This window comes from Streptomyces sp. NPDC093252 (assembly GCF_040683675.1).
Classification (GTDB): Bacteria; Actinomycetota; Actinomycetes; order Streptomycetales; family Streptomycetaceae; genus Streptomyces.
Genome location: NZ_JBFBEM010000002.1, coordinates 46,225 through 67,420 on the forward strand (window position 1 = coordinate 46,225; position 21,196 = coordinate 67,420).

17 protein-coding genes are annotated in these 21,196 nt (G+C 70.4%); 8 read left to right on the forward strand and 9 right to left on the reverse strand.

Annotated elements, in window-relative coordinates; translation table 11 throughout:
* The first annotated feature begins 72 nt into the window (after positions 1-72).
* Entirely contained in the window at positions 73-723 is a 651-nt protein-coding gene (locus AB0O01_RS03435) for a helix-turn-helix domain-containing protein (RefSeq protein ID WP_365310588.1), read from the forward strand.
* Between the two features lie 56 nt (positions 724-779).
* Here AB0O01_RS03435 and AB0O01_RS03440 read toward each other — a convergent pair whose 3' ends face one another.
* The 6 genes from AB0O01_RS03440 to AB0O01_RS03465 form a co-directional block, all read right to left on the reverse strand.
* A complete protein-coding gene (locus AB0O01_RS03440) occupies positions 780-1,376 on the reverse strand; it encodes a GNAT family N-acetyltransferase (RefSeq protein ID WP_365310590.1) in 597 nt (198 codons plus the stop codon).
* A gap of 50 nt (positions 1,377-1,426) precedes the next feature.
* Positions 1,427-2,815: an alpha-amylase family protein gene (locus AB0O01_RS03445; RefSeq protein ID WP_365310592.1), complete on the reverse strand. Its 1,389-nt coding sequence runs from the start codon at positions 2,813-2,815 to the stop codon at positions 1,427-1,429.
* 185 nt (positions 2,816-3,000) lie between these two features.
* Positions 3,001-4,683, reverse strand: coding sequence for a glycoside hydrolase family 13 protein (locus AB0O01_RS03450; protein ID WP_365310594.1), 1,683 nt, complete (start codon positions 4,681-4,683; stop codon positions 3,001-3,003).
* 56 nt (positions 4,684-4,739) lie between these two features.
* A complete protein-coding gene (locus AB0O01_RS03455; RefSeq protein ID WP_365310596.1) occupies positions 4,740-5,645 on the reverse strand; it encodes an ABC transporter permease subunit in 906 nt (301 codons plus the stop codon).
* Positions 5,646-5,658: 13 nt separating this feature from the next.
* Entirely contained in the window at positions 5,659-6,666 is a 1,008-nt protein-coding gene (locus AB0O01_RS03460; RefSeq protein WP_365310598.1) for a sugar ABC transporter permease, read from the reverse strand.
* Between the two features lie 165 nt (positions 6,667-6,831).
* A complete protein-coding gene (locus AB0O01_RS03465) occupies positions 6,832-8,109 on the reverse strand; it encodes an extracellular solute-binding protein (protein WP_365310600.1) in 1,278 nt (425 codons plus the stop codon).
* Between the two features lie 426 nt (positions 8,110-8,535).
* Here AB0O01_RS03465 and AB0O01_RS03470 point away from each other — a divergent pair, with 426 nt between their 5' ends.
* Both AB0O01_RS03470 and AB0O01_RS03475 read left to right on the forward strand, forming a co-directional pair.
* Complete coding sequence (locus AB0O01_RS03470) at positions 8,536-9,570, forward strand: LacI family DNA-binding transcriptional regulator (RefSeq protein WP_365310602.1); 1,035 nt, start codon at positions 8,536-8,538, stop codon at positions 9,568-9,570.
* 164 nt (positions 9,571-9,734) lie between these two features.
* On the forward strand, positions 9,735-10,616 hold the full coding sequence (locus AB0O01_RS03475) for a phosphatase PAP2 family protein (RefSeq protein WP_365310604.1): 882 nt from the start codon (positions 9,735-9,737) through the stop codon (positions 10,614-10,616).
* 94 nt (positions 10,617-10,710) lie between these two features.
* Here the strand turns inward: AB0O01_RS03475 and AB0O01_RS03480 are convergent, their stop codons facing one another.
* On the reverse strand, positions 10,711-13,713 hold the full coding sequence (locus AB0O01_RS03480) for a bifunctional [glutamine synthetase] adenylyltransferase/[glutamine synthetase]-adenylyl-L-tyrosine phosphorylase (protein WP_365310606.1): 3,003 nt from the start codon (positions 13,711-13,713) through the stop codon (positions 10,711-10,713).
* 128 nt (positions 13,714-13,841) lie between these two features.
* Between AB0O01_RS03480 and AB0O01_RS03485 the strand changes: the two genes are divergently transcribed.
* Both AB0O01_RS03485 and AB0O01_RS03490 read left to right on the forward strand, forming a co-directional pair.
* On the forward strand, positions 13,842-14,354 hold the full coding sequence (locus AB0O01_RS03485; protein ID WP_365310608.1) for a pyridoxamine 5'-phosphate oxidase family protein: 513 nt from the start codon (positions 13,842-13,844) through the stop codon (positions 14,352-14,354).
* A gap of 31 nt (positions 14,355-14,385) precedes the next feature.
* The gene (locus AB0O01_RS03490; RefSeq protein WP_365310610.1) at positions 14,386-14,835 is read left to right on the forward strand and encodes a VOC family protein; all 450 of its coding nucleotides are present in this window, start codon (positions 14,386-14,388) and stop codon (positions 14,833-14,835) included.
* A 147-nt stretch (positions 14,836-14,982) separates the two neighbouring features.
* On the opposite strand, the gene AB0O01_RS03495 is transcribed toward AB0O01_RS03490, so the two are convergent.
* Positions 14,983-16,344, reverse strand: coding sequence for a glutamine synthetase family protein (locus tag AB0O01_RS03495; protein WP_365310612.1), 1,362 nt, complete (start codon positions 16,342-16,344; stop codon positions 14,983-14,985).
* Between the two features lie 308 nt (positions 16,345-16,652).
* On the opposite strand from AB0O01_RS03495, the gene AB0O01_RS03500 reads away from it, so the two are divergent.
* The 3 genes from AB0O01_RS03500 to AB0O01_RS03510 all read left to right on the forward strand — a co-directional run bounded on the left by AB0O01_RS03500 (position 16,653) and on the right by AB0O01_RS03510 (position 19,877).
* Complete coding sequence (locus tag AB0O01_RS03500) at positions 16,653-17,324, forward strand: DUF3105 domain-containing protein (RefSeq protein WP_365310614.1); 672 nt, start codon at positions 16,653-16,655, stop codon at positions 17,322-17,324.
* Positions 17,325-17,334: 10 nt separating this feature from the next.
* Complete coding sequence (locus AB0O01_RS03505; RefSeq protein ID WP_365311219.1) at positions 17,335-17,982, forward strand: DUF305 domain-containing protein; 648 nt, start codon at positions 17,335-17,337, stop codon at positions 17,980-17,982.
* A gap of 140 nt (positions 17,983-18,122) precedes the next feature.
* Entirely contained in the window at positions 18,123-19,877 is a 1,755-nt protein-coding gene (locus tag AB0O01_RS03510; protein ID WP_365310616.1) for an NAD+ synthase, read from the forward strand.
* Positions 19,878-20,042: 165 nt separating this feature from the next.
* On the opposite strand, the gene AB0O01_RS03515 is transcribed toward AB0O01_RS03510, so the two are convergent.
* Positions 20,043-21,086, reverse strand: a complete 1,044-nt coding sequence (locus AB0O01_RS03515; protein ID WP_365310618.1) for an endonuclease/exonuclease/phosphatase family protein — start codon at positions 21,084-21,086, stop codon at positions 20,043-20,045.
* Between the last annotated feature and the right edge of the window lie 110 nt (positions 21,087-21,196).

Sequence of the window (21,196 nt, forward strand, 5' to 3'; positions counted from 1 at the left end):
GGGGATCTGCGGCCGAGCGTAGGGTGGGAAGTGGACGGCATCGTCCGTTTGAGTCGGAGATGAGAGACAGCGGTGGGGAAATCCTCTCGGATAGCAGGTGAGGGCGGTCTGCGCGCGGATGCCGAGCGCAATCGGCAACGGCTCCTCTCGGCCGCCCGCGCGGTCTTCGCCGAGCACGGCATCGACGCGCCCATGGCAACCGTGGCCCGGCGGGCGGAGGTCGGCGTGGCGACCCTGTACCGGCGGTTCCCCACCCGGGACGACCTGGTGTGGGCCGCGTTCGCGGAACAACTGGAAAGCTGTGCGCGGGCGCTCACCGGCGCACTCGCCGACCCCGACCCCTGGCGGGGCTTGCAGCGGCTGTTCGAGACGGTCTGCGCGCTGCAACGGGAGAGCCGGGGCTTCCCGGCCGCGTTCGCCGCGGCTCTCCCCGCCGCCTCTCGGGCACACGCCCGGATACAGGAGGAGACCGAGCGGGACCTGCTGGCGCTGGTGCGCCGGGCGCAGGCCGCCGGGGCGCTGCGCGCCGACTTCCACCCCTCCGACCTGACCGTGGCCCTGGTGGCGCACTGCGGTCTGGTCACCGCGCTCCCCGGCGACGCCGCGGCCTCCCGCCGCCTGGTCGCCTATCTGCTCCAGTCGTTCCGCGCCGAGGCGGCCCGCGAGCCGCTCCCCGCGCCGAGCGGGCTGAGCCTGCGGAGCTTCCCGCGCGCAGCACCCTGAGCCTCCGGAGCTTCCCCCGCCAAGCACCCTGAACCTGCGGAGCCTCCACGCACCCTTTAGGTGAGGTCCAGCCGCATCAGCACCCGGGGATGTCCGGAGAGGACGGACGTCGTGTCCGCGGCGTGGGTGAAGCCCGCGCGTTCGAAGTTTTTGCGCAGGCCGGGGTAGGCCATGGTCACGTCGACCCGGGCGTCCCCGTTGTCGAGGGGGTATGCCTCGATCGCCGGGGCGCCCCGCTCACGGGCGTGGGCGACCGCGCCCTCGATGAGGTGGTGGGAGACGCCCCGCCCCCGGTGACCGGGGCGGACCCGGATGCACCACAGCGACCACACCGGCAGCTCGTCCACGTGCGGGATCTTGCGGTTGCGGGCGAAGTTCGTGGCGGAGCGGGGCGCCACCGCCGCCCAGCCGACCGGGTCGTCACCGTCGTACGCGATCACGCCCGGGGGCGGGTCCTCGCGGCACAGTTCGGCCATGTACTCGCCTCGTGCCGGGCCCTTGAGTTCGCGGTTGAGCTTGGAGGGGATGCGGTAGCCGAGGCACCAGCAGACGGTGGCGTCCGGTGACTTCGGGCCGACCACCGCACGGACGTCCTCGAAGACCGTGGCGGGGCGGACATGGAAGGAGGCTGGGGGTGTCGGGCGGCGGGTCATGGGTGCACCCTGTCACGGCGGCCCGCCCGGCACCCCTGCCGGGCACCCGGTCAGCAGGTGTTCTTGCCCGCGTAGACCGCCAGCGCGGTGTTCGTGCCGAGGGTGGCGGTGAGCTGGCCGGAGCCGTTCACCGTCACCGTCGTGTGGGACTGGACATTGCAGTACGTCCCGGCGGGCAGGGAGGTCTGGTAGGTGCGGGTGAGGGGGCCGGACTCGTGGTTGATGGCGACGAAGCCCCGGTTGCCCCGGCCGAAGGCTATGGCGTCGGCCCCGTTGTCCCACCAGTTGGTGACCGCCTGGCCGCGGGTGGCGTTGCGGAAGGCGACCATGCGCTCGATCTCGGGCCAGGCGTGCTGGCACTTCCAGTTGTTCTGCCAGCAGGCATTGACCTGGCCGTTGTTCGGCGGTCCGGCGTCGTGGTCGGAGAACTCGTACCCGGAGTTGATGTCGGGCGCCCCGTACGGCCAGGCCAGCATGAAGACGTTCGCCAGGGTGTAGGTGGCGTTGTCCTTGTAGCTGAGGGTGGAGCCGTTGCGCTCGGTGTCGTGGTTGTCGACGAAGACCCCGGCGACGCCGCTGCTCAGGTAGCCCCAGCCCTCGCCGTAGTTGCGGAGATAGGCGAGGTTCTCGTTGTTGAAGACCCGCTTCAGGTCGTACGCGTAGCGGAACTCCTGGACGTCCCCGGTGCCGGTGTACTCGCCGGGCTGGACCGCCTCCCCGGCGCCGTGGATGACCTCCTGCTTCCAGTAGGCGGAGGGGTTGGTCAGCCGGGACTTGATGTTCGCGAGGTCGGCGGCCGGCATGTGCTTGGCGGCGTCGATGCGGAAGCCGTCGACGCCGAGCGAGAGCAGGTCGTTGAGGTAGCGGGCGAGGGCTCCGCGGACGTATTCCTCGCCGGTGTCGAGGTCGGCGAGGCCGACCAGCTCGCAGTTCTGGACGTTCCAGCGGTCCTGGTAGTTGGTGATCTGGGCGGTGCAGTTGTCGAAGTCGTAGGAGGAGTACAGGCCGGGGTAGGTGTACTTGGTGTAGGCCGAGCCTCCGGTGCCTGTGCCGCTGCCCGCCGACATGTGGTTGATCACGCTGTCGACCACCACCTTCACCCCGGCCGCGTGGCAGGTGTTCACCATGTTCTGGAAGGCGGCGCGGTCGCCGAGGCGTCCGGCGATCTTGTAGCTGACCGGCTGGTACGAGGTCCACCACTGGGCGCCCTGGATGTGCTCGGCGGGCGGGGAGACCTGGACATAGCCGTAGCCGGCCGGGCCGAGGCGGTTGGTGCACTCGCGGGCGACGGAGGCGAAGTTCCACTCGAAGAGGACGGCGGTGACGTCCTTGGTGCCGGGCGGGGCGGCCTGGGCGGTGCCGGTGGGGGTGAGGAGGGCTCCGGCGGTGGCGAGCGCGACCGCGAGCGCGCCACCTCCGGAAACGATTCTGCTGGCCATGTGGGGGTCCTTCACCGTTGAAGGGGGGTTCCCTGGAAGGGGTTTGTGCCCTTGAAGGGGATTTCTGCCCTGAAGGGGATTTCTGCAAGTCGTCACAAAGACTTGCAGTGGCCAGATAGTAGAGGCCCGCTGTCCAAAAGGGCAGCGGGCCGACGGAAGTTGGAACGAGAAGTTGGGGAAGCCGGTCAGACGGCGGGCGTGCCGAACCAGACCGTGGTGTCGCCCGGGATCTTCGTCTCGCCGTCCGCCTCACCGAACTCCCCGCTGGCCAGCAGGACCGGCCCGTAGGCCGGGACGGTCACCGACTCGGCGGTGGTGTTGGCGACGCAGACGAATCCGCCGCGCCGGAAGGCCAGCACCCCCTCGGGGGCCCGCAGCCACTCCAGCGACTCCCCCGCGCCGAGATCGCGCTCGGAGCGGCGCAGGGACAGGGCCGCGCGGTACAGCTCCAGGGTCGAACCGGCCACGCCGGTCTGCGCCTCCACGCTCAGCTCGCCCCAGCCCTCCGGCTGCGGCAGCCAACTGCCCCCGCCGCCGAAACCGTACGCCGATCCGGTGCGGGTCCAGGGGATCGGTACCCGGCAGCCGTCGCGGAAGCCGTCCTGGCCCTCGCCCCGGAAGTACGCCGGGTCCTGGCGCACCTCGTCGGGCAGGTCGACCACGTCCGGCAGGCCGAGTTCCTCGCCCTGGTAGACATAGGCCGAGCCGGGCAGGGCCAGCATCAGGAGGCTGGCGGCGCGGGCGCGTCCGAGGCCGAGGGCGCGGTCACCGGCGGTGCGGATCTGGGTGCCGAGGCCGGGCGGGTTGGCGAAGCGGGTGGCGTGCCGGGTGACGTCGTGGTTGGAGAGCACCCAGGTGGCGGGGGCGCCGACCGGGCGCATCGCGGTGAGGGTGGCGTCGATGACGGACCGCAGTTCCCCGGCGTCCCAGGCGGTGCTGAGATACTGGAAGTTGAACGCCTGGTGGAGTTCGTCGGGGCGGACGTAGTTCGCGGTGCGTTCGACGGTCGGGGTCCATGCCTCGGCGACGAAGATGCGCTCCCCGGCGTACTCGTCGAGGATCGTCCGCCACTGGCGGTAGATGGCGTGGACGCCGTCCTGGTCGAAGAACGGCATGACATCGTTGCCCAGCAGCTTGAGCTGATCATGGGATCCGAGGTCGGGGAGCCCTTCCGCCTTCACCAGGCCGTGGGCGACATCGATCCGGAAGCCGTCGACGCCCATGTCCAGCCAGAACCGCAGGATCGAGCGGAACTCGTCGCCGACGGCCGGGTGCTCCCAGTTGAAGTCGGGCTGTTCGGGGGCGAAGAGGTGGAGGTACCACTCGCCGGGGGTGCCGTCGGGCTCGGTGACCCGCGTCCAGGCCGGGCCGCCGAAGATGGACTCCCAGTCGTTGGGGGGCAGTTCGCCGTTCTCGCCCTTGCCGGAGCGGAAGTGGTAGCGGTCGCGCAGGGGGGAGCCGGGGCCGTCGGCGAGGGCGCGCTTGAACCACTCGTGCTGGTCGGAGGAGTGGTTGGGGACCAGGTCGACGATGATCCGCAGGCCGTGGCCGTGGGCGTCCCGGATCAGGGCGTCGGCGTCCAGCAGGGTGCCGAACATCGGGTCGACGGCCCGGTAGTCGGCCACGTCGTACCCGGCGTCGGCCTGCGGCGAGGAGTAGAAGGGGCTGAGCCACACCGCGTCCACGCCGAGGTCGCGCAGATACGGCAGTCGGGACCGTACGCCTTCCAGGTCGCCCATGCCGTCGCCGTTGCTGTCGGCGAAGCTGCGCGGGTAGACCTGGTAGATCACCGCGTCCCGCCACCAGTCCCGGTGCCGGGTGGCGGTGGCCAGGGCGGTGTGCGGCGCTGAGGAGTGCTGGGGGGTCATGGCGTCCTTGTGTGACGTGGATTCTTGGGAACGAGCGCGGAGGGGGCGGCGCTGCCTCACCCCTTGGTCCCGCCGGCGGTGAGCCCGGTGACCAGGTTCTTCTGCACGAAGTAGAAGAACGCGGAGACCGGTATCGCGACGAGCACCGCCGTCGCCGCCATCAGATTCCGCTGGGCGTCGTGCTCGCTGACGAAGCTCTGGAGCCCGACCGCGAACGTGTACTTCTCGTCGTCCAGCAGGAAGGTCGTGGCGAAGGCGACCTCGCCGAACGCCGTGATGAAGCTGTAGAACGCGGCGACGGCCAGACCCGGCCGGGCCAGCGGCAGGATCAGCCGCAGGAACGTGCCGAACGGCGAGAGTCCGTCGACCCGGCCCGCCTCGTCGATCTCGAAGGGGATGGTGTCGAAGTACCCCTTCATCAGCCAGGCGCAGTACGGCACGGCCGTCGAGCAGTACACCAGGATGAGTCCGAAGTAGGTGTCGATGAGCTGGAGTTCGCTGAGCAACTGGTACATCGGGACCATGAGGACGGCGACCGGGAACATCTGGGTCACCAGCAGTACCCACATGAATTTCTTGTACCCGGGGAACCGCATCCGCGACACCGCGTAGCCGGTGGTCGCCGCGATCATCACGCCGATGACGGTGGTGCCGAGGGAGACGATCAGCGAGCTCTTCAGCCAGTCGAAGAAGTTCGTCTCGGTGAGGACGTGGGTGTAGTTGGCCAGCGTCATCTTGCCCCAGATGCCGCCGGGACGCAGATAGTCGTCCTTGTCGGGGCCGAGGGAGAGGAACACCAGCCAGGCGACCGGGAACAGCGCGATCAGGCTGGCGACGGTGAGGACGCCGTGGGTGGCGAGGCGGCCGAGCGGGCCGGGCTCGCCGCGGCGGCGGGAGGGGCGGCGGCTGCCGGGGTCCTCGGTGGGGGCGGCGGGGCTCGGGGCGGTCGTCGTGGTGGTCATGGGGGCTCCCGCCTCAGATCGCGAGCTGCTGGTCATTGCGGTTCAGCCAGCGGCGGTAGAAGGAGGTGAAGACGATCAGGATGGCCAGCAGGAGGATGCCGTAGGCGGCGGACTGCGCGAAGTCGCGCGGCTGCTGTCCGAAGCCGAGCTGGTAGGCCCAGGTGACCAGGATCTGCGCGTCGGGGGCGGTGTTGCCGAACAGCAGGAAGATCACCGCGAACTGGTTGAAGGTCCAGATCACACCGAGGAGCACCACGGTGGAGCTGACCGAGCGCAGTCCGGGGAGGGTGACGTACCGGAACCGCTGCCAGGCGGTGGCGCCGTCCATCTCGGCCGCCTCGTACAGGGTGTTGTCGATGGACTGGAGGCCGCCGAGGAGCGAGACCATCATGAAGGGGACACCGCACCAGGTGTTGACCATGATCGCGGCGAACCGCTGCCAGAAGGTGTCCTCCAGCCAGGCCGGGCTGGGCAGTCCGAGGCCGTCCAGGGCGGTGTTGATGATGCCCGCGTCGGCCAGCATGAACCGCCAGCCGAAGACGGTGACGAAGGTGGGCACCGCCCAGGGCAGCACCAGCAGCAGCCGGTAGACGGTCCGGCCGCGCAGCTTCTGGTTGAGCAGCAGGGCCAGGCCGAGACCGATGCTGTAGTGGAGGAAGACGCAGGCGGCCGTCCAGAAGATGGTCCACAGGAAGTGGGACCAGAAGCGGTCGTAGGCGGTCTCGCCCCAGAGGATGTCGGCGTAGTTGTCGAGGCCGATGAACTGGTAGGTCGCCGCTATCTCGTTGACGCCGATGGTGCGGGCCGTGTTGAGGCTGTTGGCGTCGGTGAGGGTGAGATAGAAGCCGTAGGCCAGCGGATACAGCACGATGGCGCCCAGCACGACGACCACCGGGGCGATCATCGCGTAGGCGTACCAGTACTTCTGGAAACCGCGCTTCAGGCGCCCGACCGGCCTTGGCCGGCGGGGCTCGCGGTCACCGAGCCGCTTGCCGGTGGCTCGGTCGATGGCGACTGTCATGGTGCGACACCTTCTGAAAGCTCGAAGAGCCGGAAGCTCAGGGGGGTGGGGCCCGTCCGGCCCCGCTGTGCGGCGGGGCCGGGGTGCGGCGCGCAGACGGGTGGCCGACGGATCCCGCCCCTGGCGCGGGAGGTGGTGGGGGCGGGATCCGGCGGCCACCCGGGCTTACTTGGTGAAGTCCGGGACCAGCTTCTGGATGGCGGTCTCGGCGCTGCTCAGCCCCTCGTCGAGGGACTTCTTGTCACCGGCGATGGCGAGCAGTTCCTCGTCCAGCGGGCCCCACAGGGAGCTGTACTCGGGCAGCGCCGGGCGCGGCTGGGCGGCGGCCAGGACACCCTGGTAGCCGGCGATCCCGGGGTCGGCCTTGACCTGGTCGGTGTAGGCGTCGTCGCGGGTGGGCAGCGTGGAGTTCTTCAGGGCGATGGTCTCCTGCGACTTCGCCGAGGTCATGAAGTTGACGAACTTCAGGGCCGCTTCCTGGCGGGAGGCGTCGGAACCGGCGTAGACGGAGAGGTTGTGGCCGCCGGTCGGGGCGCCCGCCTCGCCGCTGGAGCCGGCCGGGACGGTGGCGATGCCGAGGTTGTTCTTGTCGGCGAACGCGGAGCCCTTGTAGAAGTTGGTGATCTCCCAGGGGCCCTGGATGATCGAGGCGACCTCGCCGTTGACGAACGCATCCTGGATGGCGCTGTACGCCTCGGCGGTGGTGTTGGCCTTGCGCAGGCCGTCCCCGTCGAAGAGGCTCTTCCAGGTCTCGTAGCCCTTCTTGGCCTCGGGCGAGGTGACCGTGATCTTCTTGGCGGTGGCGTCGACGGTGTCGGTGCCCTCGCCGTAGAGGAAGGACTGGGCGTAGTAGGCGGAGGTGGAGCCCCAGTAGCCGTCGACGCCGGTCTCTTCCTTGATCGTGGCGGCGGCGGTCTTCAGCTCGTCCCAGGTGGTGGGCGGCTCGACACCGGCGTCCGCGAACAGCTTCTTGTTGTAGACGAGGGCGAGGGTGTCCGTGGTGAAGGGGACGCCGTAGACCTTGTCCTCGTAGGTGGCCTGCTCGATCAGGCTGGGCTGGAACTTCGCCTGGTCGGCGAGGGCCTCGGTGCCGTCGAGGGGGAGGAAGAAGCCCTTCTTGGCGAAGGCGGGGGTCCAGCCGACCTCGGAGCGCAGCACATCGGGGGCGCCCTTGGCACCGGCGGCGGTGTCGAACTTGTTCTGCGCCTGGTCGAAGGGGACGTTGACGTACTCGACCTTGATGTCCTTGTTGGCGGCCTCGAACTCCTTGACGAGTTCCTGGTACGTCGGGGCCTCGTTGGTGGCGTTGGAGGTGTCCCACCAGGTGATGGTGACCGGGCCGTCCGCCGAGTCACCGCTGTCGCCGCTGTCGCTCCCGCCGCAGGCCGTCGCCGCGAGGGCGAGGGAGGCCGCCAGCGCGGTGGCCGCTATGCCACGCCGCATGAGTTCTCCTTGAGGTCGTAAGCCCGAGTGCTACAGGGGCGGTCCCGTCCACCGCTCCTGTCGACTTGCCGACCGCGTCGTTGCTGCCGCCGTCGGGCGTCGTGAACGTAACAGCGATGTAAGCGTTGCGAAAGACCTTGCAGAAAAAAAGTGCAAGACGGCACGGAAGTTATCCCTGTGTGACCACTCGTTGCCCACGACGAGACCGTGCGGGGACTACGTGGAGACCCTCTATGGCTGGTAACGGGCGGGGGCGTACGGTGTTGTGCAAGACTCTGCAAGCTGTTGCCGAACCTTTCATCCAGCGCCCGTACACGACCTCAAGGGGACGCCATGCCGCAGCAACCCGCCCCGGGACGCGCCACCGCCCGCGCCCGGCGTCCGATCGGTGCGCAGGGCGGCACCGGGCCGGTACAGTCCTCAGGCGTGACCACACGGCTTGCCGACATCGCAGCGCAGGCGGGGGTGAGCGAGGCGACCGTCAGCCGGGTCCTCAACGGCAAGCCGGGCGTCGCCGCCACCACCCGTCAGTCCGTGCTCGCCGCGCTGGACGTCCTCGGCTACGAGCGCCCGGTCCGGCTGCGGCAGCGCAGCGCCGGACTGGTCGGACTGATCACCCCGGAGCTGGAGAACCCCATCTTCCCGGCGCTGGCCCAGGTCATCGGGCAGGCGCTGACCCGGCAGGGCTACACGCCGGTGCTGGCCACCCAGACCCCCGGCGGATCCACCGAGGACGAACTCACCGAGATGCTGGTCGACCGCGGGGTCGCCGGCATCATCTACGTCTCCGGTCTGCACGCCGACACCACCGCCGACATGCAGCGCTACGAGCAACTGCACGCCCAGGGCGTGCCCTATGTGCTGGTCGACGGGTTCTCGCCGAAGGTGCAGGCGCCCTTCATCTCCCCCGACGACCGGGCCGCGATGACCCTGGCGGTGACGCATCTGGTGTCGCTGGGCCACACCCGGATCGGGCTGGCGCTCGGGCCGAAGCGGTTCGTGCCGGTGCAGCGGAAGATCGAGGGGTTCGTCCGGGCGGTGCACGAGCAGCTCGGGGTGCCCGCGCAGACCGTCGAGGCCGAGCTGATCCAGCACTCCCTCTACACCCTGGAGGGCGGTCAGGCCGCGGCGAGCGCGCTGATCGAGCGGGACTGCACGGCCGTGGTCTGCGCCAGCGACATGATGGCGCTGGGCGCGATCCGGGCCGCGCGGCAGAAGGGCCTGGAGGTGCCGGACGATGTCTCGGTGGTCGGGTTCGACGACTCACCGCTGATCGCGTTCACCGATCCGCCGCTCACCACCATCCGCAAGCCCGTCCCGGCGATGGGCCAGGCCGCGGTGCGCACGCTGCTGGAGGAGGTCGGCGGGACGCCCGCGCCCCACAGTGAGTTCGTGTTCATGCCGGAGCTGGTGGTGCGGGGGTCGACAGCCTCGGCGCCCGGGGAGCGCGGCAGGGCCTGACCGGGGTCCGGCCGGGCTCGGATCAGGGTCCGGTCAGGGTTCCTTCGGCGTCCCGATCAGGGCCTGATCAGGGGGATCATCGTTCCTGGGAAGTAGAGGATGCGGGGCGAACCCGACCAGGGGATGATCGGACGAGGATGTCTTTTCTGGCAGACTCTGTGCCCATGAGTGACACGACCGTGACGACGAGAGAAGACCGCGCAGAGGTCTCTCCGCAGCCCGTTGCGGACGTGTCGCCCGGCGGGTTCCGCGAGCGGCTGCGAGGGGTCGGGCGGCGGTTGCGCACCCCCCGGCGGCCCCGGCTGTGGTTCGAGATCCTGCTGATCGCGGTGAGTTACTGGACCTACTCCCTGATCCGCAACGCGGTGCCGGAACAGAAGACGCAGGCGCTGAAGAACGCGGACTGGATCTGGCGCGCCGAACAGCAGCTCGGTATCGCGGTCGAGCAGTCGGTGAATCACGCGGTGAATTCCGTGACTTGGCTCATCGTCGGAATGAACTACTACTATGCCACGCTGCATTTCGTGGTCACCCTGGGTGTGCTGGTGTGGCTTTATCGCAGTCATCCCGGGCGTTATGCGGCGACCCGCACGGTGCTTTTCGCGACGACGGGTATCGCTCTGCTCGGTTACTATTTGTATCCGCTCGCGCCGCCGCGGTTGATGAACGGTGTGAATTTCATCGACACGGTGCTGGTCCATCAGACCTGGGGGTCGATGGCATCCGGCGATCTGAAGAACATGTCGAACCAGTACGCGGCGATGCCGTCCATGCATATTGGCTGGTCGGTGTGGTGCGGGCTGACGATCTTCGCGTTGGCGTCCGTGCCGTGGGTGCGGGTGCTGGGGCTTTTGTACCCGGTGTTGACGCTGGTGGTGATCGTGGCCACGGCGAATCATTTCTGGCTGGACGCGGTGGGGGGGATGGTCTGTTTGGCGTTCGGGTACGGGGTGGCTCGGGTTTGGTATGGGGCGTTGCCTTATGGGTTGCCGAGGGTTGTGCCGATGGGGGCCGAAGGGAAGGTTCTGCTTCCCAAACAGGGGTAGCGTCGGCGGGTTATTGGTTCGTTGCCGGGTGCGGGTGCGTTGTGGCTGGTCGCGCCCCGCGGCGGAGCCGCAAAATCGATACAGCCCCGCGCCCCTAAAAGCCTGTGCGCTCAGCCCCGTAAAAGAGGTGCTCCACCACTGCCCGTGCCCTCCTCGCCGTGCGGCGGTACGCGTCGAGCATGTCGCCTGCGTGGCCGGGGGTGTAGCCGAGGTAGCGGCCGACTGCGGCGAGTTCTCTGGTGTCGGTCGGGAAGGTGTCGCCCGCGCGGCCTCTGACCAGCATCACCGCGTTGCGCACCCGGGTGGCCAGGACCCAGGACTCGTCGAGGGTGGTGGCGTCCTCGGGGGTGATGAGGCCCGCTTCGCGGGCGGCGGCGAGGGCCTCGCGGGTGCGGGTGGTGCGCAGGGTCGGCTCATGGGCGCCGTGCCGCATCTGGAGGAGTTGCACGGTCCACTCGACGTCGGAGAGACCGCCGGGGCCCAGCTTGGTGTGCAGCTTGGGGTCGACGCCGCGCGGCATCCGCTCCGACTCCATCCGCGCCTTCAGCCGTCTGATCTCGCGTACGGCGTCGTCGGTGAGGCCCGCCTCCGGGTAGCGCAGGGGGTCGACGAGGGCGAGGAAGGCGGCGCCCAGCTCCGGGTCGCCGGCGACCGGCTCGGCCCGCAGCAGGGCCTGCGACTCCCAGACCAGGGACCAGCGGCGGTAGTACGCCTCGTAGGACTTCAGGGTGCGGACCAGGGGGCCGGACTTGCCCTCGGGGCGCAGGTCGGCGTCGATCAGGAGCGGCGGGTCGGAGCTGGGGATCTGGAGGAGGCGGCGCATCTCGGCGACGACCCTGCCCGCGGCCTGCGCGGCCTCGCGCTCGTCGGCGCCGTCGCGGGGTTCGTGGACGAAGACGACATCGGCGTCGGAGCCGTAGCCCAGTTCGTGGCCGCCGAAGCGGCCCATGCCGATGACGGCGAACCGGGTGGGGAGTTCGGCGCCCCAGTGCTCGCGGACGACCGCGCGCAGGGTGCCCGCGAGGGTCGCGGCGGTGAGGTCGGAGACGGCGGCGCCGACCCGGTCGACCAGGGCGCCCTGGTCGGCCTCGGCGGGGCGGGCCTCGGTGCCGTAGGAGCCGACGATGTCGGCGGCGGCCGTGCGGAACAGTTCGCGGCGGCGGACGCCCCGGGCGACGGTGACCGCGTGTTCGGCGTTCTCGGCGCGGCTGACGGCGGCGAGGAGTTCCTGTTCGAGATGGGCGCGGGGGCGCGGGGCGAGTCCGGCGCCGTCGCCGAGCAGGGCGACCGCCTCGGGGGCGCGCATCAGCAGGTCGGGGGCGAGGCGCCCGGCGGACAGCACCCGGGCGAGGTTCTCGGCGGCGGCGCCCTCGTCGCGCAGCAGCCGCAGATACCAGGGGGTCTTGCCGAGGGCGTCGGAGACCTTGCGGAAGTTGAGCAGCCCGGCGTCCGGGTCGGCGGAGTCGGCGAACCAGCCGAGCAGCACCGGCAGCAGGGTGCGCTGGATGGCGGCCTTGCGGGTGACGCCGGAGGACAGGGCCTCCAGATGGCGCAGGGCGGCGGCGGGGTCGGCGTAGCCGAGGGCGACCAGGCGTTCGCGGGCCGCCGCGAGGCTGAGGCGGGCCTCGCCGGGGGCGAGTTGGGCGACGGCGTCGAGCAGCGGCCGGTAGAACAGCTTCTCGTGCAGTCGGCGGACGACGGCCGCGTGCCGCCGCCACTCGCGGTTCAGCTCGCCGACCGGATCGGTGCGCAGCCCCAGCGAGCGGCCCAGGCGGCGCTGGTCGGCCTCCTCGACCGGGACGAGATGGGTGCGGCGCAGCCGGTAGAGCTGGATGCGGTGCTCCATGGAGCGCAGGAAGCGGTACGCCTCGTCGAGCTGGACGGCGTCCGCCCGGCCGACATAGCCGCCGTCGGCGAGGGCCTGGAGGGCGTCGAGGGTGGTGCCGCTGCGCAGCCCGGTGTCCGAGCGGCCGTGCACGAGTTGCAGGAGCTGGACGGCGAACTCGACGTCCCGCAGGCCCCCCGGCCCGAGTTTCAGCTCGCGGTCGATCTCGTCGGCGGGGATGTTCTCCACCACCCGGCGGCGCATCTTCTGGACGTCGGTGACGAAGTTCTCGCGCTCGGCGGCCTGCCAGACCAGCGGCTGGAGCGCGTCCACGTACTCCTGGCCCAGCTCCGGGTCCCCGGCGACCGGGCGGGCCTTGAGCAGGGCCTGGAACTCCCAGGTCTTGGCCCAGCGCTGGTAGTAGACGAGATGGCTGCTGAGGGTGCGGACCAGGGGGCCGTTGCGGCCCTCGGGGCGGAGATTGGCGTCCACCGGCCAGATCGAGCCCTCGACCGTCGTCTCGGAGCAGATCCGCATCATGTGCGAGGCGAGCTTGGTCGCGGCCCGCAGCGCCTTGCCCTCGTCGGCGCCCTCGACGCCTTCGCCGACGAAGATGACGTCGACGTCGGAGACGTAGTTCAGCTCGTGGCCGCCGCACTTGCCCATGGCGATCACCGCGAGGCGGCACAGCGCCGCGTCCTCGGGGGCGGCGGCGCGGGCCTGGGCGAGCGCGGCGCGCAGGGTGGCGGTGGCGAGGTCGGCGAGTTCGGCGGCGGTCTGCGCTATGCCGGTCGTCCCGCACACGTCCCGGGCGGCGATGGACAGCAGACAGCGCCGGTAGGCGACGCGCAGCGACACCGGGTCGACGGCCTCGGCGAGCCCGCGCTCGAACTCGGCGACCCCCGGGTGCAGATCCCGGGGCTCGTACGTCACCAGGACCTGCCAGTCGCCCGGGTGCCGGGCGAGATGGTCGGCGAGGGCCTCCGAGGCGCCGAGCACCCCGAGGAGACGGTCGCGCAGGGGCTTGGCGGCGATCAGGGTGTCCAGCAGTTCGCGGCGTCCGGCGGGCTCGGGCTGCGCCTCCAGGAGCCGGACCAGGCCGTGCAGGGCGAGATCGGGGTCGGCGGTCGCGCCGAGCGCCTCCAGGAGCACCGGGTCGTCCCGGACGGCGGCCAGCTCGGGGCTGTCGAGGAGCCGCTCGGCGGCGGAGGGGTCGGTGAAGCCGTGCCGCAGCAGCCGAGTGAAGGTACTGCTTCTGCGCCCCGGCGTCATGCACGCCCTCCCGTCCCGATCAACATCCTCTTGAGCCTAACCGCAGGCCGGGCGGTAAGCGCCGATGAGTTCCGGCACCGATTCCGGTCTCCCCTCCGAGAGACCGCACCCGCATCCGGAGGTACCGCATGACCGACACCCCGCCCGAGACCCAACTGGACGCCCGCTACAGCGACCCGGCGGCCACCGCGGTGCCCTGGGCCGACGCGGAGAAACGGCTGGCCGCGGCCGAACTGTTCTGGATCTCGACGGTACGGCCCGACGGGCGCCCGCACGTGACCCCGCTGCCGGCCGTCTGGTCCGGGGGCGCGCTGCACTTCTGCACCGGTCCCGAGGAGCGCAAGGCCCGCAATCTGGCCCGGAACCCGCAGGTCGTCCTCACCACCGGGGTGAATCTCTGGGACCAGGGCTACGACCTGGTGGTCGAGGGCGAGGCGGTCCGGGTGACGGACGAGGGCCGACTGCGCGAGCTGGCGGCGGCCTGGGAGGCCAAGTACGGCAGCTTCTGGCACTTCGAGGTGGCCGACGGCTGCTTCCACCACGGGCCGGGGCACGCTTATGTCTTCTCGGTGGCGCCGGGGACCGTTTTCGGCTTCGGTAAGGGGGAGCCGTTCAGCCAGACCCGCTGGCGGTTCCGCTGACACCGCGAGGCCGACACCCCGAGGAGGGGCCGTGGACTACACCCTGGAAGTGATCCCCCTGCCCGTGAGCGACATCGACCGGGCCAGGGACTTCTACCGGGACAGGGTCGGCTTCCAGGTCGACCTCGACCAGGAGATCATGCCGGGCATGCGCCTGGTCCAGCTCACCCCACCGGGCTCGGGGTGTTCCATCGCCCTGAGCGAGGCCCTGTGGAACCTCTCCGAGGGCGGGTCGGCTCCCGAGCCCGGCTCCTACCGGGGCCTCCAGCTCTGCGTGGCCGACATCGAGGCGGCCCACGCGGAGCTGACCGCGCGGGGCCTGGAGGTCTCGGACCCGGTCACCTACGCCCCCGAGGACGGCGGGACCTTCATGTACTTCAAGGACCCCGACGGCAACGCCTGGTCCATCCAGGAGTACCGCCGCCGCGCCGCCGAGCCCCTCCACACAGCCTTGACAGTCCAGGCAGCGGCAAGGGACTAGCCAGAAGGGGTTCCCTGCTCCCTCACGGCGACGACAGGGCTTTCAGGGGCGCTGGGGGTACCCCCTCTGGGGGAGGAACTGCGCGACGAGCCCCCCACCCACGGAAACCCGCCCCACAACCCCCGCCCCCACCCCCCTCACGCCCCCCTAAAGCACCGGCAGATTCTTCCGCAACTCAAAAGCAGTCACCTCGGACCGATACTCAAACCACTCCTGCCGCTTGTTCCGCAGGAAGAAATCAAACACATGCTCCCCCAGCGTCTCGGCGACGAGATCGCTCCGCTCCATCAGCGACAGCGCCTCCCCCAGGTTCTGCGGCAACGGCTCGATCCCCATCGCCCGCCGCTCCGCGTCCGACAGCGCCCACACGTCGTCCTCGGCCCCCGGCGGCAGCTCGTACCCCTCCTCGATCCCCTTCAGCCCCGCCGCCAGCAGCACCGCGTAGGCGAGATAGGGGTTGGCCCCGGTGTCCAGGGACCGCACCTCCACCCGCGCCGACCCCGTCTTGCCCGGCTTGTACATCGGGACCCGGACCAGCGCGGAGCGGTTGTTGTGGCCCCAGCAGATGTACGAGGGGGCCTCGCCGCCCGCACCGGCCGTCCGCTCGGAGCCGCCCCAGATGCGCTTGTAGGAGTTGACCCACTGGTTGGTGACCGCGGAGATCTCCCCGGCGTGCCGCAGCAGCCCGGCGATGAAGGAGCGGCCGACCTTGGAGAGCTGGTACTCGGCGCCGGACTCGTAGAACGCGTTGCGGTCGCCCTCGAAGAGCGAGAGGTGGGTGTGCATGCCCGAGCCGGGGTGCTCGGAGAACGGCTTCGGCATGAAGGTCGCCTGGAGGTTCTGCTCCAGCGCGACCTGCTTCATGACCAGCCGGAACGTCATGACGTTGTCCGCCGTCGACAGGGCGTCGGCGTAGCGCAGATCGATCTCCTGCTGGCCGGGGGCGCCCTCGTGGTGGGAGAACTCGACCGAGATCCCCATGGACTCCAGCATGGTGATCGCCTGGCGGCGGAAGTCCATGCCGACATTGGTGGGGGTGTGGTCGAAGTAGCCGGAGTTGTCGGCCGGGGTGGGCACCGAGCCGTCGACCGGCTTGTGCTTGAGCAGGAAGAACTCGATCTCGGGGTGGGTGTAGAAGGTGAAGCCGAGATCGGAGGCGCGGGCCAGGGCGCGCTTGAGGACATAGCGGGGGTCGGCGAAGGACGGGGAGCCGTCGGGCATCAGGATGTCGCAGAACATCCGGGCGGTGCCGGGGGTCTCCGCACGCCAGGGCAGCACCTGGAAGGTGCCGGGATCCGGCTTGGCGATCATGTCGGACTCGTAGACCCGGGCGAAGCCCTCGATGGCGGAGCCGTCGAAACCGATCCCCTCATCGAATGCCTGTTCGAGTTCGGCGGGAGCCACGGCCACGGACTTGAGGAAGCCCAGAACGTCGGTGAACCACAGGCGCACGAACCGGATGTCGCGCTCCTCCAACGTCCGGAGCACGAACTCCTGCTGCTTGTCCATCTTCCGCTTCCCCATCCTTGCTGGTCAGGCCGTCCGCTCCGAGAGGACCGGAACACACGGTCGGGCACCTGAGCATCACACCACAACACCGTTTCGCGCGCGTTGCGGACCTCGATCGCCCCGCCGACCCGGGGCTGAACGCCCTGGATACGGCGGGTGCCGCGCTCTCCCGCCCATCTTGCCTTCTCGTCCCGGCATCCGTAATGGCCCACCGGGCGGGTGCGGTACGGCCGGCGAACGGATCGCACTACGATCAGTTGACCCGACCATCGTCCTTTCCCGCTCCACATCCCAGAAGGGCACCCCCCATGGGCTCGGCCAAGAACAGAGACAGCGCGGCGCGCAAGGCCCGGATCGAGGAGATGCGCCGCGCGGAGCGCTCCCGGGACCGGCGCAACCGGATCCTGACCATCGCCGTGAGCGCGGTGGTCGTGGCCGGGCTGGTCGTCGGCGGTGTGGTGCTGGTGCGCTCGCAGTCCGGTGACTCCTCGGACACGGCGAGCGACGGCAAGAGCGCGGGCACCGGCACGTTCGTGGCGGACGCCGACGGGGTGCAGAAGTGGGACGGCGAGCTGTCCCAGACCCATGTCGCCGGGGACGTGGACTACCCGATGGAGCCGCCGGTCGGCGGTGACCACAACCAGGTCTGGATGAACTGCAACGGGGACGTCTACGAGAAGGCGATCCCGAAGGTCAACGCCGTCCACTCGCTGGAGCACGGGGCGGTCTGGGTGACGTACACCAGCGAGGCGGCGAAGGCGGACGTGGACGCGCTGGCGGCGAAGGTCGAGGCGACCCCGTACACGCTGATGAGTCCGGACGAGGACCAGGCGTCGCCGATCATGCTGAGCGCCTGGGGCTACCAGCGGACGGTGACCGGCGCGGACGACCCGAAGCTGGACGCGTTCCTGGAGAAGTTCGTGCAGGGCGAGCAGACACCGGAGCCGGGTGCCGCGTGCACCGGCGGGCTGGCCGGGTGAGGCGGCGATGATGAAGCGGGCCAAGGCGGGATGGATCGCCGGGACGGTCACGGCGGCGCTGGTCGCGGCGGGCGCGATCACCTACGCGGTCGCCGGGGACGACGGTTCGGGGGTCGAGCCGCCGGCGGCGGACTCGGCGGACGCGGGCTTCGCCCGGGACATGGCCGTCCACCATCAGCAGGCGGTGGAGATGTCGTACATCGTGCGCGACCGCACCGATGACGAGGAGGTGCGGCGGCTCGCCTACGACATCGCGCAGACCCAGGCCAACCAGCGGGGCATGATGCTGGGCTGGCTGGATCTGTGGGGGCTGCCCAAGGTGTCCACGGACCCGCCGATGACCTGGATGGACATGGGGTCCATGCCGAGCGAGGGCGACGGCTCGCTGATGCCGGGCATGGCCACGAACGCGGATCTGGAGAAGCTGGGGCGGCTCAATGGCGAGCAGGCCGAGATCTTCTATCTCCAGCTCATGACCGAGCACCACCAGGGCGGGATCCATATGGCCGAGGGCTGTGTGTCGCGCTGCACGGTGGGCGCGGAGAAGCGGCTCGCGCAGGGCATGGTGCAGGGGCAGCAGTCGGAGATCGACCTGATGGCGGACATGCTGCGGGAGCGGGGCGCGGAGGCGGAGACGGAGACGGAGACGGGGTCGTAGACCTGCTGCCGCGTGGCAGCGGTCGTAGCCGCCCGGCCGTACGGCGGTACGGGGGGTACAGGGGCGCGACGGGGCGTTCGTGGGGCGCCCCACACCGTCGCACCCCCCATCGCGTCGCTCTGACGATTACACTGGCACCCGTGCCTCAACTACGTCTCGCGATGAACCAGATCGACGCCCGGGTCGGCGACCTCGCCGGGAACACCGACCGGATCCTGGAGTGGACCCGGCACGCGGCCGGGCAGGGAGCGCATCTCGTGGCGTTCCCGGAGATGACCCTGACCGGGTATCCCGTGGAGGACCTGGCGCTGCGCACCTCCTTCGTCGAGGCGTCGCGCGCCGCGCTGCGGGACCTGGCGGCCCGGCTCGCCGCCGAGGGCCTGGGCGGGCTGCCGGTGGTGGTCGGCTACCTCGACCGCTCCGAGACCGCCCAGCCCAGGTACGGCCAGCCGGCCGGTGCCCCGCAGGACGCGGCGGCGGTGCTGTACGGCGGTGAGGTCGTCCTCGCCTTCGCCAAGCACCACCTGCCGAACTACGGCGTCTTCGACGAGTTCCGCTACTTCGTGCCCGGCGACACCATGCCGGTGCTGCGGGTGCACGGGGTGGATGTGGCGCTGGCCATCTGCGAGGACCTCTGGCAGGACGGCGGCCGGGTGCCGGCCGCCCGCTCGGCGGGCGCGGGCCTGCTGGTCTCCCTCAACGCCTCCCCCTACGAGGTGGACAAGGACGACACCCGGCTGGAACTGGTCCGCAAGCGCGCCCAGGAGGCGGGCTGCACCACGGCGTACGTGGCGATGATGGGCGGGCAGGACGAGCTGGTCTACGACGGCGACTCCATCGTGGTCGACGCGGCGGGCGAGGTGATCGCGCGGGCGCCGCAGTTCGCCGAGACCTGCATGATGCTCGACCTGGACCTCCCGGCGGCGCGCTCCGACGCGCCCGAGGGGATCGTGGACGACGGGCTGCGGATCGACCGGGTGGTGCTGTCCGAGGACCCGGTGGAGCGGTACGAGCCGGTGCACACCGGGGGGTACGCGGAGCGGCTGGACGACGCCGAGGAGGTGTACTCGGCGCTGGTCGTCGGTCTGCGCGCGTATGTCACCAAGAACGGCTTCCGCTCGGTGCTGATCGGGCTGTCCGGCGGCATCGACTCGGCGCTGGTGGCGGCCCTCGCCTGCGACGCGCTGGGCGCGGAGCATGTGTACGGGGTGTCCATGCCGTCGAAGTACTCCTCCGACCACTCCAAGGGCGACGCGGCGGAGCTGGCGCGGCGGACGGGGCTGAACTTCCGTACGGTGCCGATCGGACCGATGTTCGACGCGTACATGTCCGCGCTGGGGCTGACCGGGCTGGCGGAGGAGAACCTCCAGTCACGGCTGCGGGGGACGACGCTGATGGCGATCTCCAACCAGGAGGGCCACATCGTGCTGGCCCCCGGGAACAAGTCGGAGCTGGCGGTCGGCTACTCGACGCTCTACGGGGACTCGGTGGGGGCGTACGGGCCGATCAAGGATCTGTACAAGACGTCGGTGTTCCGGCTCGCCGAGTGGCGCAACCGGGCGGCGGTGGAGCGGGGGCAGACACCGCCGATCCCGGAGAACTCGATCACCAAGCCGCCGAGCGCGGAACTGCGGCCGGGGCAGGTCGACACGGACTCCCTGCCGGACTACTCCGTGCTGGACGCGATCCTGGAGCGGTATGTGGACCGGGACGAGGGGGCGGATGTGATCGTGGGGGCGGGGTTCGACGCGGGGCTGGTGACGAAGACGCTGCGGATGGTGGATACGGCGGAGTACAAGCGGCGGCAGTATCCGCCGGGGACGAAGATCTCGCCGAAGGGGTTCGGGAAGGATCGGCGACTGCCGATCACCAATGGGTGGCGGGAGTCTTTTTAGGGGTTGGGTGTGAGTGCGGGTGCGGGTGGGGGTTTCGGGTGCGGGTGGGTGGGGGCTGGTCGCGCAGTTCCCCGCGCCCCTGTCGGGTGGGGACTGTGCTTCGCCGGGTGCGGGCGCGTCGTGGCCGGTCGCGCAGTTCCCCGCGCCCCTAAAAGCAACACCCGCCTACCGGGGCTGCGTCAGGTCCACCCGGGCGGCCACGGGGAGGTGGTCGCTCGCTGTTTCCGGGAGGGTCCAGGAGCTGATGGGTTCCACGCCCTTGACCAGGATCTGGTCGATGCGGGCGAGCGGGAAGGACGCCGGCCAACTGAAGCCGAAGCCGTCGCCCGCCGCGCCCTGCGTGGAACGCATCTGCGCGGTGACGGCGTTGAGCGCGCGGTCGTTCATCGTGCCGTTGAGGTCGCCGAGGAGCACCACCCGCTCGACCGGCTCGCGCGCGATCGCCTCGCCGAGCGCGTCCGCGCTGGTGTCGCGCTGCCGCGCGGTGAACCCGGCCTCCAGCTTGACCCGGACGGACGGCAGATGGGCGACGTACACAGCGAGTTCGCCGCCCGGCGCGGCGACCGTGGCGCGCATGGCCCGGGTCCAGCCCAGCTCGATGTCGACCGGGCGGATGTCGGAGAGCGGGTAGGTGCTCCAGAGCCCGACCGTGCCCTGCACCGAGTGGTAGGGGTAGGTCTCGCCCAGGGCGTTCTCGTAGACCGGGACCGCGTCCGAGGTCAGTTCCTCCAGGGCCACGACATCGGCGCCGGAGGCGGCCACATCGCGGGCGGTGCCGAACGCGTCGGGGTTCTCGGCGTTGACGTTGTGGGTGACGACGGTCAGATCACCGCCGGTCGCGGCGGCCTTCCCGGTGAGCAGCCCGCCGAAGAGATTCAGCCAGACGACCGCCGGGAGCAGCACAGCGATCAGCGCGGTGGCCGAGCGGCGGAACAGGGCGAGCACCAGCAGCAGCGGCACGGCCAGCCCGAACCACGGCAGGAACGTCTCGATCAGACTGCCGAGGTTGCCGATCCGGTTGGGGATCTGCGCGTGCAGCCCCATCACCAGCGCCGACACCACCGCCAGCAGGGCGAGCACGATGCCGCGCCGCCACACCCGCCGCCCGTCGCGCCAGCCGTCGAGCAGACGCCGGAGCCGAGTTCTGCGCTGCTCGGAGCCCGAGCCGTCGCCGTCCGCCGTCTCCGTCACGTACGCCTGCTGCGCCATACCGTCGCCTCGCTACCTGCCGTGCACCGTCATCTCCCCGTGTCCTGACAGACCCTAGGGGATGATCGGCTCCGATCCCGCCGTCACGCGACGGCCGTACGGGCACGATG